A 17,014-nucleotide genomic window follows, 5' to 3' on the forward strand; every position below is an offset into this window, starting at 1 on the left:
AGGTCAAGGTATAATGTCAATGAATGAAATGAAGATATTAATATTTGGTTTGAATAATGAATATTATGCTTCTGATATAAAAGATATAGAAAGAATTTTAGGGTATGAAGAGCCAACAATTCTTCCAGATTCACCTAACTTTGTAAAAGGAGTTATTAATTATCAAGAAAGTATATTACCTATAATAAGCTTATCAACAAAGTTTAATCTAGGTAATGATGAACAATCAGAAGAGAAAAAAATAATAGTTGTAAAAAAAGACAACAAAAAATTTGGAATAATTGTAGAAAATGTTTATGAAGTAAAAGATATTGATAGTAAATTAATAGAGGTCTCTCCTGAAATAACAACTACATTATCAAGATGTTATATTAATGGTTTGATAAGATTAGAGAAGAAAATAGTAATACTTTTAGACGTAGATAAAATTTTATCTACAGAGGAAGAACAAAGTATGTTTTAGGGGGTAAAATGGGGAATACAGAAGTTAAAGTTGGAATAGCAGATTTAAATCTAGTATCTTCACCAGATAAAATAATGACAATAGGCTTAGGTTCATGTATAGGAATTGCATTATATGATAGAAGAAGTAAGCTTGCAGGATTATCTCATATAATGCTTCCTGATAGTACACAATTTAAAAACGTAACAAATCCAATGAAATTTGCTGATTTAGCAATTCCATTATTGATAAAAAAGATGGAAGCAAAAGGTTGCCAAAAGAGAAACTTAATAGCCAAAATAGCTGGTGGAGCATCTATGTTTAGTTTTTCAGACAAAAGTATGGTTGGTGACATAGGAAAAAGAAATATACAAGCTGTAAAAAAATCATTAAGTGAAGAAAGAATTCAAATAATTGCCGAAGACGTAGGTGGAAACAAAGGAAGAACCATGATTTTAGATGCTTTAGATGGCAAAGTTACACTTAAAATAGTGGGGATAGGAATTGTGGAATTATAAAGAGGTGAATACATTGAGTAAAATAAAAGTTATAGTTGTTGATGACTCTGCTTTCATGAGAAAAATGATATCAGAAATAATAGGAGAAGATAATGAAATAGAGGTAGTAGCTAAACTAAGAAACGGAAAAGAACTTATTGAGAAAGTTGATAAGTTTAATCCAGATATTATAACATTGGATTTAGAAATGCCTGAAATGGATGGACTAGAAACATTAAAAGAGTTACATAAAAAGAATAAGAATTATTCTATAATAATGTTAAGTAGTTTAACAACAAAAGGTTCAGAAAAAACAATGGAATGTTTAGAAAATGGAGCAATTGATTTTATTACTAAGCCATCAGGAAGTATATCTTTAGATATAAGAAAAGTTCAAGAAAATCTTATTGAAAAAATTAAAAATATATCTAAAAGAGGTGTAAAAGCTAGAGTAAGCAATACATCAATAGATGTTCCTAAAACAACAATAAAAAATACTAACATGTATAACAATACAAAAGTAAAAGATTTGAAAAAACCTGAACATGTAAATATGGTTACAATTAAAAATAAAAAAATTGATGCCATTGCTATTGGTGCATCGACTGGTGGTCCTAAGGCGCTTCAACAATTATTAACTAAATTTGAAGCAAATATTGGAGTACCGATATTTGTTGTGCAACATATGCCACAAGGATTTACAAAAGCCTTTTCTGAAAGATTAAATAAGATTTGTAATCTTAAAGTTTTAGAGGGTGAAGAAGGTTTAAAAATAGAGAGTAATGTGATATATATTGCCAAAGGTGGTTATCATATGACAGTTGGTACAGATGGAAAAATTCATCTTAATGAAGAAGATCCAATATGGGGAGTTAGGCCAGCAGTAGATAAACTTTTTGATTCAGCTATAAAAGCATATAGAGGTAATTTAATATCTGTAGTTTTAACAGGAATGGGAAGAGATGGAGCTAAAGGTACAAGCAATGTAAAAGATTATGGTGGCGTTACTATATCGGAAGATGAATCTACTTGTACTATCTATGGAATGCCTAAAGCTGCATTTGAAACTGGAAAAGTAGATTTAGTTTTACCGCTTAATAATATATGTGATGAGGTAACTAAGATTGTAAAAAAACGTTAGGAGGAAAATATGGATTTTAATGATTTTCATAAATGGGTTCATAGAGAATTAGGCATAAATTTATCAGCATACAAACCAGATCAACTTAATAGAAGAATTGATAGTTTGATGAGCAGAGTTGGAATTAAGTCTTTAGATGAATATACTAAAGTTATAAAGAATGATCCAGCTCAAAAACAAAAATTTTTAGATTTTATAACAATAAATGTCACAGAATTTTTTAGAAATCCAGAATTATTTGATGACTTAGAAAAGAGAATAGTAAAAGATTTATTACCTAATAATCCTAATTTAAAAATTTGGAGTGCTGCATGTTCAATTGGTTGCGAGCCATATACTATCTCAATGATGCTAGATAAAATAGCTCCAAGAGGAAGACATAGCGTAATTGCCACAGATATAGATAACACAATTTTATCAAAAGCTAAAATAGGTGAATATACTAATAATGAAATAAAAAATATTAAAAATCAGGATTTGAGTAAATATTTTGAGAATAAGGGCGATAAATACTATATAAGCAATAAAATTAAATCAATGGTTACTTTTAAGAAGCATGATTTAATTTTAGATAGATATGATACTAACTTTGATTTGATAATCTGTAGAAATGTTGTTATTTATTTTAATAATGACACTAAAGAGAATATTTATAGAAGGTTTAGTAACTCATTGAAAAAAGGTGGACTTTTATTTGTTGGTGCTACTGAAAGCATTTATAATTATAAAGAATATGGTTTTGAAAAAGCATCTACCTTTATTTATAAAAAGATATAAGGAGGGATAACATGGATACATCTCAATATATGACTATGTTTTTAGAAGAATCTTTAGATAATCTTCAAACTTTGAATGAATCACTTTTAGATTTAGAACAAAATCCAGAAGATAATGATAAGGTCAATGAAATATTTAGAGTAGCACACACAATTAAAGGCATGGCTGCCACTATGGGATTTAATGATGTTGCAGAGTTAACTCATAAAATGGAAGATGTATTAGCTAAATTCAGAGATGGAGAGTTAAAAGTAACTCAAGAAGTTGTAACTGTTCTATTTGATTGCTTAGATACATTAGAAAGAATGATAGACAATATTCAAAGTTCTTCAGAAGAAAGTGTAGATATAGAAAATATTATAAAGGCACTAGAAAATATAGCAATTGAAAAAGAAACTGAAAATGTAGAAGTTTCAATAGAAGTTGAAAATAAAGATATTTCTGATAATGATTCTTCATTTGAATTAAATCAATATGATATATCAGTAATTAAACAAGCAAAAGAAAAAGAATTTAATGTAATAGAAGTAAAAATTAAAATAAGCGAAAACACATTGCTTAAATCAGCAAGAGCTTTTTTAATTGTAAAAGATCTTGAAGATCATGGAGAAATTTTAAAATCAAAACCTTCGACTGAGGAAATAGAAAATGAAGAGTTTGATTTAGATTTAAGTTTTATTATAGTAACACATAACACACTTGAAGAGATAACTAATATAGTGACTGGTATATCAGAAGTTGAAAAAGTTGAAGTTTCTATGGTGGAAATTAATAATGAAATTTTAGTCAAAGAAATAGATGGAGAAGAATCTAAAAAAGCTGAAATTGTGACTAAAGAAGTTAAGGCAAATAAACCAGTACCTAAAGCAGAAAATAGTACAAAGAAAACAAATTCAGTTAAAAAAGAATCTAAAAAAGCTCATCAATCAGTGAGAGTTGATTTAGTAAGAATTGATAACTTAATGAATATGGTTTCAGAACTTGTTATTTATAGGACAAGACTTGAACAAATAGTAATGGATCATAAATCACCAGAATTAAATGAAACATTAGAACAAGTTGGAAGAACAACTTCTGATCTTCAAGATTTAGTTATGAAAATTAGAATGCTTCCATTAGATACTGTATTTAATAGATTCCCAAGAATGATAAGAGACGTCTCAATAGAATTAAATAAGGAGATAAACTTTCTCATAGAGGGTGCAGAAACTGAATTAGATAGAACTGTTATAGATGAAATTGGCGAACCGTTAATACATTTACTAAGAAATGCTGCGGATCATGGTGTTGAATCTAGAGAAGATAGAATTGCATCAGGAAAAAATCCGGTTGGTACAGTTAAATTAGTTGCTTATCAAGAAGGAACTAAAGCACTTATAAAAGTAATAGATGATGGTGCTGGAATAAATGTTGAGAGAGTAAAAGCTAAAGCAGAAGAAAAAGGAATAAATACTGAAGGATTATCAGATAATGATATTAAAAATTTAATATTTGCTCAAGGTTTCAGTACTAATGAGGTTGTTACAGATATATCTGGAAGAGGAGTTGGAATGGATGTTGTTAAAACAAAGATTTCATCTCTAGGTGGTACAGTTGATGTATTTAGTAAAGAGGGTGAAGGCTCAACATTTGTAATAAAACTTCCGTTAACATTACAAATAATACAAGCTTTACTTGTAAAAATAGGGGAAGAAACTCTTGCTATATCTTTAGGATTCATTGATAGAGTAATAGATTATAAAGAAGAAAATATAAAGACAAGTAATGGAAGAGAAGTTATAATTTACAGAGAAAATGTAATTCCATTAGTAAGACTTAATGAAACATTAGATATTGAGGCTGGTGAAACTGAAAAGAAATTTGTTATAATAGTAAACGTCGGTGATAAAACTATAGGTTTATTAGTAGACTCATTACTTGGTCAACAAGAAATTGTAATTAAGCCTCTTGGCAAGACATTAAAGGGATTAGATCAGTACATTGGAGCAACCATATTAGGTAATGGGTTAGTTACTTTAATATTAGATGTGGGAGCATTATTATAGTATAATTTTATAGGAGGTATGAGATGGAATATGCCAACTTCAATAGTATGCAGTTAGATGCGCTAAAAGAAGTATCTAATATTGGTGCTGGAAATGCTGCAACTGCTCTTTCGGTAATGATATCAGAAAAAATAGATATGACAGTACCATCAGTGAATATCGTAAAACTTGAAGATATTATTGAATTAAATAGTGAAGAAGAGGTTGCAGGGATTGTTATTAGAGTACTTGGAGATATTTCAGGGAATATTCTTTTAATTTTTAATGCAAATAGAGCTAAAGCAATGATTGAAAGATTAGCAGGTTGTGAGGAAGACATTACTAGTGAACTGGGAAAGTCGGTTTTATGTGAAATAACTAACATAATTACAGGATCATATATGAATGCAATAGCTGAGTTTACTAATCTTAAGATAATTCCATCAGTTCCAGCAGTTGCGTATGATATGATTAGTGCAATTTTAACAACAACATTCATAGAGTCTTGTCAATATGAAGAAAATATACTTGACATAGAGACAGTTTTCTTAGATGATACTCAAGAGGAGATTGGAGCACATTTTTATTATGTTCCAATGCCTGGTTCATTAGAGAAAATATTAAAATCAATTGGAGTAAATTAATTTTGGAGGGAGATTTAAATGGCTAAAGTTTTAATAGTAGATGATGCAGCGTTTATGAGAATGATGATAAAGGATATATTAGAAAAGAATGACTTCGAAATAGTTGGAGAAGCAAGCAACGGTGCAGTAGCAGTAGAAATGTATAAGAAAGAGAAACCAGATGTTGTAACAATGGATATAACAATGCCTGATGTTGATGGTATAGAAGCAGTTAAACAAATAAAAGCATTTGATCCAAGTGCAAAAATAATAATGTGTTCTGCTATGGGACAACAATCTATGGTTATGGACGCAATAAGAGCAGGAGCAAAAGATTTTATAGTAAAACCATTCCAAGCTGATAGAGTATTAGAAGCGATAAAAAAAGTACTTGGTTAAAATGCAAGTATGGGGGTGTATTAAATGCAGATAGTAGTATTTAAATTAGGAAATGAATATTTTGCTGTTGAAACAGAACGTGTTCAAAGTATAAATGATATGATGGGTATAACTAGAGTGCCAAAGGCACCTAGTTATATTAAAGGATTAATAAACTTAAGAGGAAGTATAAAATCACTTGTTGATATAAATCTGTTATTAAATGTTGACTCAAGTGCTGAGCAAAATAACATAATAATATTAACTGTTAAGGAAGAAGAAATTGGAATATCAGTTGATGAAGTTGACGAAGTGTTAGATATAGAAGAAAAGGATGTACAAAGATTAGATGATAATAATGCTCCAGGCTATATAAAAGGAATTGTAGATTATAATAACAAACTTCTAACAATAATAAATATTGATAAGTTATTAAATTAGTAATGAAATGAGGGATAAAAAATGGCAGATGTTTTATCACAAAGTGAAATAGATGCCTTGTTATCTGCTTTATCTACAGGTGAGTTAGAACCAGAGACAGTACCTAAGGACGAAGAAAAGCATAAAATAAAGTTATATGATTTTAAAAGTCCGCAAAAATTTTCTAAAGATCACATAAGAACTTTAGAACTAATTCATGATAACTTTGCAAGAATAACTTCGAATTATTTAACAGGACAAATAAGGAAGAATGTTAAAGTAAAAATAGAAACTGTAGAACAGATAACCTATGAGGAATTTATACATTCTGTACAAAATCCTACTATCATCACTATATTTAAAATGCCCCCTTTGACAGGATCAATTATATTTGAAACAAATCCTCAATTTTCATTTCAAATAATAGATATTTTGCTTGGGGGAAGTGGAGATAGGAAAATAGGTAATAAGGAATTTTCTGATATAGATAAAAATATAATAAAACAAGTTACTACTGGAATGATCAGTAATCTAAAATTAGCATGGGAAGATATTTTAAATGTAACTCCTGAGGTAGAAGGAATAGAAACAAATCCAGCAATAAATCAAACATTAGCGCCAAATGAACCAGTGGCACTTATTACATTTTCTGTAGAATTTGGAGAACATAGTACATTTATGAATATGTGTATTCCATATTTAAGTATAGAAAAAGTATTAGATAAATTAGTGGTACAATATTGGTTCCAAAACGATGATGAAACATTAATTGCAGAATCAAGAGTCAAAATGGAAGAAGGAATCCAAAAAGTTGATATTGAAGTATTTGCAGAACTTGGAAATACGAATATCATAGTAGATGATTTCTTAAAATTAACTAAGGGCGATATTATTAAGCTTGATAATAAGAGCTCTTCACCTATAAAGGTATATGTAGGAGATGAGGAATGTTACTATGCTAAACCTGGTATAACAGGAAAGAATATGGGTGTTGCTATTTTAGATATAATAGATAAGGAAGTGAAAGAGTATGAGTAATAGTTTTCTATCGCAAGAAGAAATAAATGCACTTCTAGCAGGGGAACTTAGTAATGAAGAAACGCAAGAGATTCTTCAAGATAATGGGAATAAAGAAGAGTTGACTGATATTGAAAAAGACCTGTTAGGGGAAATAGGAAATATATCCATGGGATCAGCTTCTACAGCTCTTTATCAAATTATTAATCAAAACGTAAATATAACAACACCTGTAGTTTCTTTAACAACATTAAAAGATATGAAGGCTTCTTTTGAAACTCCTAATATAGTTTTAGATGTTGAGTATACAGAAGGAATAATAGGAAGAAATATATTAGTGATGAGAACAGATGATGCTGCTGTAGTAGCTAATCTGATGATGGGTGGAGATGGTCAAGTGCCAGAAAATCCTGAATTATCAGAATTAGAAGTAAGTGCTGTTCAAGAAGCAATGAACCAAATGATAGGTTCGGCAGCAACTTCTATGGCAACGATGTTTTCACGTAGGGTTGATATATCTCCTCCAACATCAAAGTTATGGAAAGAAAAAAATGAACCTATTACAGAAACTTTATCAGAAGATGAAGAAATCGTAAGAGTTTCATTTAGATTAATAATAGGAGATCTTGTTGATAGTAATATAATGCAAATATTACCATTGAATACAGCTAAAAAGATTGTTTCTATAATGATGGGCGAAGAGGATAACAGTAGTGAAGTTAATGAGTCAGCAAAGGTTGTAGAAGAAAAACCAGTGGTTCAAGGAACTACACAAAAGGCAGCTGCTCAACAATCAGTACCAATTCAGGCAAAACCTATAGTGGAAGCACCTAGAGTACAACAACAACCAATAGAAGTGCATGAAGCAGCTTTTGAAACATTAGCTCCAGGAGATACTGCACAAGTACCTAGGAATATAGATTTAATATTAGATGTTCCATTAGATATATCTGTTGTTTTAGGTAGAACTAAAAAGAGCATAAAAGATATATTAAATTTAAGTACTGGATCATTAGTTGAATTAGATAAATTAGCAGAAGAACCAGTTGAAATATTAGTTAATGGAAAGAAAATAGCTTATGGTGAAGTTGTTGTTGTTGATGAAAACTTTGGTGTAAGAATAACAAGTATAGTAAGTAATGCTGAAAGAATAAGATCTCTTAGATAATTGAGAGTAATTAAAAATAGATGGAGATGTAATTAATAGTATATAATTTTGGTATTAAAAGTTATATAAATTAATTATATCTCTATTTTTAGTTAAAATATGGTGGGATTATTTATTGGATACAGTATACTATTTAAGGTTGATTAAGGCTAATGCATTACAATTAGTAATAAAATACAAAATTGGTATATTAGATATAATTATTTTATTATTAATATTTGTAGAGAAGATTTAAAATTTATAAATATGATAAATACTTATATTATTAAGGTATTAATTTGTTAAAAATGCCTAAACTTAATATATAAAAGTACGATAATAAAAGAAGAATGATGAGTAAGATAAGATTGTGGAGGTAAAGAAACATGAGTATTAATAGAATTAATGCACATTCTGCAGTAAATATATATAATTCTAATAAAAATATTAATAAGGTTGAAAAAGCTAATAAAGTTGAAACAAGAGATAGAATAGAAATTTCATCACTTGGAAAATCTATAAAAGATTATTCTTTAGAAAGCAATATAGATAATACTAAAAAAGTAGCAGAAATTAAAGAAAAGATACAAAATGGAACTTATAAGGTAGATTCTAAATTGACAGCAAAGAGTATATTAGAAGCTATAAAGGAGAATAAAAAGTAAACAATGATAAATAAATTAACACAAATAATAGAAAGTGAAGAGATTGCGTTAAGAGAATTATTAGGTTTATTCGAAATACAATACAAGATGATAATGGAAAAAGATGTTTTTGGATTAGAAGGATTAGTTGACAAGTTGAATGAATGTAATAAAAAAATAGCTGGTGAAGAAGTAAGCAGAAGACAACTAATCGGAAAGCAAAGCATAAAAGATATATTAAATACAGCTAATGATGAAAAATTGAATATATCATATGATAAAATCCAAAAAACATTGAATCAGGTAACATTTCAAAAGGAAACTAATGAAATGTTGTTAAAACAACAAATAATGTTTAATAATCAAATGTTAAATATTATGAATCCTAATAGGGAAATGAAGACTTATAACTCTTATGGTAATTTGAGAAGATAATACTCAAGAGTATAGGTCTTTTTAATTATAAAAACACGGATGGGGAATAAAAAAAGACAAGGATGTAGGAAATTTGAAAGGTAGGAATATAAATGGCAGGACTATTTGATACATTTACTGTAGCAAAAAGAGGGCTAAATGTACAACAAGGAGCAATAAATACAACATCTCATAATATCGCAAATGCAAATACAGTTGGATTTTCAAGACAGAGGGCAGTAGCAACAACTACAAGACCTTTTGGAGGAATGTCTAGATTTGATACATGCTCAGTTGGACAAGTTGGTACTGGAGCAGAAATTTCATCAATAGAAAGAATAAGAGATTCTTTTATTGATTTTCAAGTAAGACATGAAAATGGAAAGCTTGGAAATTACGACGTTCAAGATAAATTTTTATATAGAGTAGAAAATATATTTGGAGAACCTTCTGATTCAGGAATACAACAATTGTTAGGAGAATTCTTTGATTCATTCCAAGAATTATCTAAAAAACCACATGATTCATCAACTAAAACAATAGCACTTCAAAAGGCAGCTGCTTTGGCTGATGCATTAAATAATACTTATACTCAGCTAGATAAACAATTATCAGATGCTCAAGAATTATTACAAGTTAACGTTAAGGATGTAAATAATTATTTAGATCAAATAAATGAATTGAATAAGCAAATAGCAAGTGTGTGTGCAGTTGGACAAACTCCAAATGATTTGATGGACGCAAGAGACAATCTTTTAGATGAACTAAGTTCTAAATTTGGAATAACAATAGATAGAAAAGACAGAGAGTCAATTGATTTAAAATTAGAAGGTTATCAAAATGATAAGAATCCAGTTAATAATTTAGTTAATTCAAGTCCCACTGATGAAAATTACACTCGATTTTCTTATGTTAAGAACGCAGAAGTAGAAAAAGATGCTGCTGGAAAGTATACAGTTAAATTACAGTATCATCCCCTAGGAAATTTAAATAGTAAAGAAGAAACTATCACAATTGAATGTGCGGATGAGGATGAAGCAAAAAAAATTGCAGAGTCATTAACACAAAATAGAGTATTGATGGGTGATAAAGATGGAATTGTTGGAAAAATAGTTCCGCCGGCTACTACTGTTACAATGAGTAGTGATGATATAAATAAGAAAATACTTCAAACACATAAATTAGATGTTGATGTTAATACTGTAGATAATAAACATATAAAAGGTGATATAGCAGGTAATCAAGGAGTACAAGATACTATAAAAGGCTATATGTCTGATTTAGATAGAATTGCTGTAGGGTTAGCTTATGCTGTTAACGCAATTCAAACAGGAAGTACAGATGGAAAAGATCAAATTACGGATGTTCTTGTATTTACTAATGGTATAGATGAAAATGGAATAAATGCGAAAAATATAACTGTTAATAAAGATTTATTAAAAGATGTTTCTTTATTAAATGTTTCAAGTACATCTGATGCAGGAGAAGGTAACGGAGATAGAGCATTAGCAATTGCAAATCTTAGAAATGTTAAAATGAATTTAACTAATTCAAAAGAAATAAAGAATAGAGAAGATTTCTTTGCTAATACAAAAGTAAACTTTGATGATGGAATAAATATGATAAGTAGTTCAGAAGGATCTACTATTAATGCTTATTATAAAGAAATAATAAATACATTAGGTGTAAATGCAGAGACTGCTAGTAGAAATGTAAGTACTCAAGGTAAAATATTGCAAGATTTGCAAATGCAAAGATTATCAGTTTCAGGAGTTTCTTTAGATGAAGAAATGACTAATTTAATACAATTTCAACATGCATATAGCGCAAATGCTAAAGTGATTTCAACAGTTAATGAACTTTTAGATGTTGTTATAAACGGATTAAAGAGATAATATATTACAATTTGATTTAGTGTAATGTTGATACGTGCATAAGTAAAGTAGGACTAAATAATTGAACTTAGGAATACTAAAATGACTATAGTCCCACTTTACCTATTGCATATATAAACATTATCTTAAAACAAAACGAATGAAAAGCTATGTTTATGTTAATAAATAGGAGGTAAAATTATGAGAATAACTACAAGTATGTTGTCTTCAAATTATAAAAGTAACATGACAACTAATTTAAATCATATACAAAAACTACAAAATCAATTATCTTCAGGTAAGGAAATAAGCAGACCATCAGACAATCCATATAAAGTTTCAAGAACAATGCAAATGTATACGGAAATTGGAGCTAATAAACAATATAATGAAAACATTAAAGATATCTCAAATTGGTTAGATACAACGGATACTTCATTAAATCAAATGGGAAATGTATTTGCTAGAGTAAGAGAACTTTTAGTTACAGCTGGTAATGGTGCATATGATACTGATGAAAAGAAAGCTATACAAGATGAAATCAAAGAAAGAGTTAATGAAATAAGCCAAATATTAAATACTAATTTTGATGGAGTATATATATTTGGTGGAACAAAAAGTACATCTAAGCCTATAATGGTAAACTCAAATGGTGAATTATGTTATGCTGATAAAGATGGAAATGCTGTAAGTAAGACTACAGATGGAGTAAAGATAGAACTTACTAATCCGATTACTGATGGTGGGACAAAAACTATAGGTGGTATGGAAAAAAAAGGGGATGCAGTAGAAATAACAATAACAGATTCTAGTGTAACACCACCTGCAGAAACTACAGTTCAAATTGATTTAAGTACAGTAGGTACTGGAACTCCACCAGTAACAACAGAGGATTTATTTAAGAATGAGTTGAATGGACAAGGCTTTTCTGATGGTGATGTAGGAAGGCTTGCTTCTATGGTGCCGTCTTTTAATGCTTTAGAACAAATTGGATCTGATTTGAATGTTGAAGTTTCTCAAGGGGTTTTAATTAATTATAACAAGAATGCTGTAGATATTTTACAAGGTAATGGTACTAATGTTATGGATACATTAAATAAAATCATAAAAAATCTTGGTGCGGACGGAGATCAATCTGTAATTACTGGTGAATGTCTTGGAGAAGTAGATGATATAATTAAGAATTTACTTCAACATAGAGCTGAAGTAGGAGCTATGCAAAATAGAATGGAATCTGCACAAGATAAGAATGAAGCAGAAAATTTAAACATGACTGATATTTTATCGAAAACTGAAGATATAGATTTCACAGAAAAAATGATACAATATTCAATAATGCAAACAGTATATATGGCAGCACTTCAAACTAGTGCTAAAATACTTCCGGCAACTATATTAGATTATTTATAGAATAGGAGAGATGAACTATGGTATTTGTTTCAAAAGTACATGGAGAGATAGAGTATGAAGAAAAAAATAAAGTGACTTTTAAAAAAGGAATTTTAGGTTTTGAGAATTTAAAAGAATATGCTTTAGTTGACTTAAAAGAATGTGAACCTTTTAAGTTACTTCAATCTTTAGAAGATGATGAGGCAGGCCTTATTGTAGTTTCTCCTTTTGAGTTTTTTAAAGAGTATGAAATTAAATTAAGTGATGAAGACACTAAAAGATTAGATGTAAAAAATCAAAGTGATGTTGTTTTATTAACGACTGTAACATTAGATTCAGATCCTAAAAAAATAACTACGAATTTAAAGGCACCAATAATTATAAATATTTCTAATAATTTAGGGGAACAAATAATATTAGATAAATTAGATTATAAAATAAAACATCTTTTAATAGAGGAGTGATAATATGTTGATTATTACAAGAAAAAAAGATGAGTCTTTAATGATTGGTGATGATATTGAAATTACAGTTTTAAAGCTAGAAGATGGAAGCGTTAAACTTGGAATAGATGCTCCAAGAGAAACAGCTATATTAAGAAAAGAATTATATGAGGCAGTTAAAGAAGAAAATAAAAAAGCTATGAATATAGATATGAGTTTATTAAAAGGACTAAAAAAATAATTTTAAAAAGCGTTGTTTTAATAGCGTGTTGATATATGCATAGGTAAAGTAGACTGAGTAATTGAACTTAGGAATACTAAAAATGAGTATAGTCCAATTACAATACCACTTTACTTATTGCATATATCAACACATATTTAAAATAAATTCTTAAAAAATCAAATAGAAATTAAGGAGGAGTAAAAATGAATATTAATCATTTAGGACAAGTTAATATGATTAATAATGACATTGAAGGTGCTACATCAGAATTTAAAAATATAAATAATGATATCCAGATAAAACAATTAGAAAAATCAGATTCTTCAGATAAAGAGTATAGTAAAGAAGAGTTAGATAAATCACTTAAAAAATTAAATAAATTTTTAGAAGATGATAAGGCACATGCAGAATATTCTGTACATGAAGATTTAGGATCTATAATGATAAAAATAGTTGATGATAATACAAAAGAAGTGATTTTAGAAATTCCTCCTAAAAAAATCTTAGATATGGTTGCAAGTATGTGCAAACAATTTGGATTGTTAGATAAAAAAGCTTAATTATCTTAGGGGGATTGAGATGGAGTTTAGAATAAATAAAGTTGATACTGACCTTAGGGATAAATTAAAAGAAGAAATTAAGACAGATAAAATTCATGGAAATAATCATATAAGCATAAAGAAAGATTTAAAAGAGGACGAAAATAAAGATAAGAATAATAGTGAAAATAAAGAGGAAAATAAAAAGTCTTCAAAAAAATACATTACAATTGACGGAGTGAAATGTAATTCAAAGAATTTATATGTAAAAGTAGAAAAAGTAGAAAAACTAAATGAAATAAATTCTAAAGGTAGATTTTTAGATATAGAAAAGTAGGAGGAAAAATTAATGTATTCGAATGGATATACTGCATATAAAACAAATAGCGTTAATTATGCATCTAAAGATCAATTATTATTGATGTTAGTTGATGGCGCGGTTAAATTTGCCAAAGTAGCAAGACAAGCTATAGTTGATAAAAATGTAAAGAAAGCACATGAAAATATAATTAAAACAGAAGATATTTTTACTGAACTTAGAGCATCAATTGATACAAGTGCTGGAGAATGGGCACAAAATATGTTTAATATTTATGGATTTATAAATGAGAAATTATTTGAAGTAAATTTAAAAAAAGATTTGAAAATTATAGATGAGATCATACCACTTATTGAAGAAATAAGGGATATGTGGCACGAAGCTGAAAAAAGAGCAAAAAGAGCATAATAAAAAAGGAGTGAAGCAAAATGAGAATTACAGGACTTGCAACAGGACTTGATATGGATGAAATAATCAAAAATTCAATGAAACCTTATAGAATAAAAATAGATCAAATGACCCAAAAGAAAGATGTTACTGAAATAAAACAAAAATTATACAGAGATGTTATAAAAGATGGAAAAGATTTCTACAATAAGTATTTTGATATAGTGAAAAGTGATAGTTTATTACGTACTAGTAGTTGGGGAACAGTTGCTTTTTCATCTAGTGATGAAAATATTGTAAGTGTAAAGGCACAAGGTGGAGCTATAAAAGGAAATTATGAAGTTACAGTAGAACAATTAGCTGAAAAAGCATCTGGAATATTAAAAGATGGTGTTAGTGGAGAACAAACAATAACAACTAATGCAGGAGAAATAAAATTTCAAGTTGTGAATGATACTTCTAAAACACCAAAAGAAAATGCTGCTGAAACAATAAAGAATTTTAACAAAGCAATAGAAGATAAGAAAAATGAAATTAAAAATGATACAATACTTACAGATGATGAAAAAACTAAATTCTTAAGTTCTTTAAATATAAATGCTAAGTATAGTGAAATTAGTGAAGGTATAGTATTCGAATCAAAAGAATTTGGACAAGGAAACTTTGTAATTAATAAAGGTCAATCTAATGAAGTTGTAGCAAGTGATAAAGAATTAATAGCTAATATATCAAAGGATGGTGTTGCACACAAAGTAACAAGCAAAGAGGGCAATACAGTAACTTTAGATGGTATTACATTCAGTTTTAATGATGTAACTAAACAAAATGGTGTTGAGAAGCCAGTTAAGATAACAGGAAAAACTGATTCAAAGGACTTAAAGGATAAGTTAGTAGGATTCGTTAATGACTACAATAAATTTATGGAAAAATTAAATACTCTTACAATGACAAAGCATGATAGAAGTTATACTCCTTTAACAGCGGATCAAAAGAAAGAAATGTCAGAATCAGAAATTAAACTTTGGAATGAAAGAGTAGAAAATGGACAATTATATAGAGATTCGGATGTTACCAGAATTGCAAATTCAATGAAACAAACTATGAGAACATTCATGAAGGATAGTAATTTAAATCTTAAAAAAATAGGAATAAAACCAGTTGAAGACTATTCAGGAACTAAAAATGGGACTTTTACTATTGATGAAGATAAACTTACAAAGGCATTAGAAGAAAATACTGAAGGTGTTATGAATCTATTTATAGGAAATCCTAATTCCACAGATCCAAGTGAAAAAGGTGTATTACATCAATTAAAGGATACATTAGATAAAGAATTTGTTAAAAGTGATTCTGCATTAATAGAAAAGGCTGGATATGAAGGTACAACTAGTTTTTCTAACAATACATTGACTAAGAATATATCGGATTATGAAAATAAAATAAAAGATATGGAAAAAAGTTTTTCTAGAAGAGAACAAGCTTTATATACAAAATATGCTACACTTGAAACAATGATGAACAAACTTAATTCACAACAATCTAGTTTAATGTCACAATTAGGATTGAGTTAGATATATGAATATAGATATTTTTAATCAATATAAGGAAATTAATTTACAAATAATAAACTCAATAAAAGAAGATAGAGAAGATGAGACTTTGTTTGAAAAAAGAGAAGAAGCAATTAAAAACATTTTATCTTTAGATTTAGATAAAACTGAAATAAAAAGGATATATTTAGAACAGGGATTATATGATTTAGATAAGGAATTAGAATTTATATTAAAAGAAAAAATGTTATGCGTAAAGGATGAGATAAAAAAGATAACCGCTAAAAAACAAGCTAATTTAGGTTATGCTACTTCTAATAGGAGTAGTAATCTCTTTTCTAAAAGAGTTTAAATATGAAGTTGATATATTGAGGTTAAATTTAATTAATAAAAATTACAATTTTAATGCATTCTTTAATATGAGAACTTTAAATAATTTAGGTTTCAGGAGGAATATTTATGGATATAGGAGCAATGTCGATTTCTATGAACCAAGGTGCTTTAAAAACAGCAGTTCAATTATCAGTTTTAAAACTTGGGATGAATTCAGAAAAGCAAGTAGCAAATCAAATGACAGAAATGATGAATAATATGGTTGTTGAACCTGGAAAAGGAATAAATATAGACAAGATGGTTTAAAAATATTAAAGTGTAATACAACATTTACGATAATATAAATATAATATAAAAATAATTTTTAAAAGCAATAAAAATAAAAAAAGTAATAAAAAACTATAAAGAATCATAATATATGTGCGATAATATA

22 protein-coding genes are annotated in these 17,014 nt (G+C 28.2%); all 22 read left to right on the forward strand.

Features of this window, described 5'->3' with window-relative positions:
• Positions 1–13 precede the first annotated feature (13 nt).
• The 22 genes from RYM86_RS03005 (at position 14) to RYM86_RS03110 (ending at position 16,887) form a co-directional block, all read left to right on the forward strand.
• Complete coding sequence (locus RYM86_RS03005; RefSeq protein WP_315077670.1) at positions 14–463, forward strand: chemotaxis protein CheW; 450 nt, start codon at positions 14–16, stop codon at positions 461–463.
• An 8-nt stretch (positions 464–471) separates the two neighbouring features.
• Complete coding sequence (locus RYM86_RS03010) at positions 472–960, forward strand: chemotaxis protein CheD (RefSeq protein ID WP_315077672.1); 489 nt, start codon at positions 472–474, stop codon at positions 958–960.
• Between the two features lie 13 nt (positions 961–973).
• Positions 974–2,080: a chemotaxis response regulator protein-glutamate methylesterase gene (locus tag RYM86_RS03015; protein WP_315077674.1), complete on the forward strand. Its 1,107-nt coding sequence runs from the start codon at positions 974–976 to the stop codon at positions 2,078–2,080.
• Between the two features lie 9 nt (positions 2,081–2,089).
• Positions 2,090–2,857, forward strand: coding sequence for a protein-glutamate O-methyltransferase CheR (locus tag RYM86_RS03020; RefSeq protein ID WP_315077676.1), 768 nt, complete (start codon positions 2,090–2,092; stop codon positions 2,855–2,857).
• Positions 2,858–2,868: 11 nt separating this feature from the next.
• On the forward strand, positions 2,869–4,902 hold the full coding sequence (locus RYM86_RS03025; RefSeq protein ID WP_315077677.1) for a chemotaxis protein CheA: 2,034 nt from the start codon (positions 2,869–2,871) through the stop codon (positions 4,900–4,902).
• A gap of 23 nt (positions 4,903–4,925) precedes the next feature.
• Positions 4,926–5,525, forward strand: a complete 600-nt coding sequence (locus tag RYM86_RS03030) for a chemotaxis protein CheC (protein ID WP_315077678.1) — start codon at positions 4,926–4,928, stop codon at positions 5,523–5,525.
• Positions 5,526–5,543: 18 nt separating this feature from the next.
• Positions 5,544–5,903 (forward strand): response regulator, encoded by a 360-nt coding sequence (locus RYM86_RS03035; protein ID WP_003369818.1) that lies wholly within the window; start codon positions 5,544–5,546, stop codon positions 5,901–5,903.
• Positions 5,904–5,927: 24 nt separating this feature from the next.
• A complete protein-coding gene (locus RYM86_RS03040; RefSeq protein WP_315077682.1) occupies positions 5,928–6,323 on the forward strand; it encodes a chemotaxis protein CheW in 396 nt (131 codons plus the stop codon).
• 21 nt (positions 6,324–6,344) lie between these two features.
• Positions 6,345–7,340 carry a flagellar motor switch protein FliM gene (fliM, locus tag RYM86_RS03045; RefSeq protein WP_315077684.1) on the forward strand — a complete coding sequence of 332 codons (996 nt, stop codon included), beginning with the start codon at positions 6,345–6,347 and terminating at the stop codon, positions 7,338–7,340.
• Positions 7,333–8,487, forward strand: a complete 1,155-nt coding sequence (gene fliY, locus RYM86_RS03050; protein WP_315077686.1) for a flagellar motor switch phosphatase FliY — start codon at positions 7,333–7,335, stop codon at positions 8,485–8,487. Before fliM ends, fliY begins: the two co-directional genes overlap by 8 nt.
• Before the next feature lie 365 nt (positions 8,488–8,852).
• Complete coding sequence (gene flgM, locus RYM86_RS03055; protein ID WP_315077688.1) at positions 8,853–9,131, forward strand: flagellar biosynthesis anti-sigma factor FlgM; 279 nt, start codon at positions 8,853–8,855, stop codon at positions 9,129–9,131.
• Between the two features lie 3 nt (positions 9,132–9,134).
• Positions 9,135–9,545 carry a flagellar protein FlgN gene (locus RYM86_RS03060; protein ID WP_315077689.1) on the forward strand — a complete coding sequence of 137 codons (411 nt, stop codon included), beginning with the start codon at positions 9,135–9,137 and terminating at the stop codon, positions 9,543–9,545.
• 92 nt (positions 9,546–9,637) lie between these two features.
• Positions 9,638–11,419 carry a flagellar hook-associated protein FlgK gene (gene flgK / locus RYM86_RS03065; protein ID WP_315077691.1) on the forward strand — a complete coding sequence of 594 codons (1,782 nt, stop codon included), beginning with the start codon at positions 9,638–9,640 and terminating at the stop codon, positions 11,417–11,419.
• Positions 11,420–11,599: 180 nt separating this feature from the next.
• Positions 11,600–12,808, forward strand: coding sequence for a flagellar hook-associated protein FlgL (flgL, locus tag RYM86_RS03070; RefSeq protein WP_315077692.1), 1,209 nt, complete (start codon positions 11,600–11,602; stop codon positions 12,806–12,808).
• A 17-nt stretch (positions 12,809–12,825) separates the two neighbouring features.
• Positions 12,826–13,251 carry a flagellar assembly protein FliW gene (gene fliW / locus RYM86_RS03075; RefSeq protein WP_315077694.1) on the forward strand — a complete coding sequence of 142 codons (426 nt, stop codon included), beginning with the start codon at positions 12,826–12,828 and terminating at the stop codon, positions 13,249–13,251.
• Between the two features lie 4 nt (positions 13,252–13,255).
• On the forward strand, positions 13,256–13,471 hold the full coding sequence (gene csrA, locus RYM86_RS03080; protein WP_315077695.1) for a carbon storage regulator CsrA: 216 nt from the start codon (positions 13,256–13,258) through the stop codon (positions 13,469–13,471).
• A gap of 185 nt (positions 13,472–13,656) precedes the next feature.
• On the forward strand, positions 13,657–14,013 hold the full coding sequence (locus tag RYM86_RS03085) for a flagellar protein FlaG (RefSeq protein WP_315077697.1): 357 nt from the start codon (positions 13,657–13,659) through the stop codon (positions 14,011–14,013).
• Positions 14,014–14,032: 19 nt separating this feature from the next.
• A complete protein-coding gene (locus RYM86_RS03090; protein WP_315077699.1) occupies positions 14,033–14,329 on the forward strand; it encodes a hypothetical protein in 297 nt (98 codons plus the stop codon).
• 12 nt (positions 14,330–14,341) lie between these two features.
• Positions 14,342–14,719: a flagellar export chaperone FliS gene (fliS, locus tag RYM86_RS03095; RefSeq protein WP_315077700.1), complete on the forward strand. Its 378-nt coding sequence runs from the start codon at positions 14,342–14,344 to the stop codon at positions 14,717–14,719.
• A 20-nt stretch (positions 14,720–14,739) separates the two neighbouring features.
• Entirely contained in the window at positions 14,740–16,269 is a 1,530-nt protein-coding gene (gene fliD / locus RYM86_RS03100) for a flagellar filament capping protein FliD (protein WP_315077702.1), read from the forward strand.
• Positions 16,270–16,273: 4 nt separating this feature from the next.
• Positions 16,274–16,600, forward strand: a complete 327-nt coding sequence (locus RYM86_RS03105) for a flagellar protein FliT (protein WP_315077703.1) — start codon at positions 16,274–16,276, stop codon at positions 16,598–16,600.
• 107 nt (positions 16,601–16,707) lie between these two features.
• Complete coding sequence (locus RYM86_RS03110) at positions 16,708–16,887, forward strand: YjfB family protein (protein ID WP_315077704.1); 180 nt, start codon at positions 16,708–16,710, stop codon at positions 16,885–16,887.
• Positions 16,888–17,014 lie beyond the last annotated feature (127 nt).

The sequence above is a fragment of the uncultured Clostridium sp. genome, assembly GCF_963527835.1.
In the GTDB taxonomy this organism is placed as follows: domain Bacteria; phylum Bacillota; class Clostridia; order Clostridiales; family Clostridiaceae; genus Clostridium.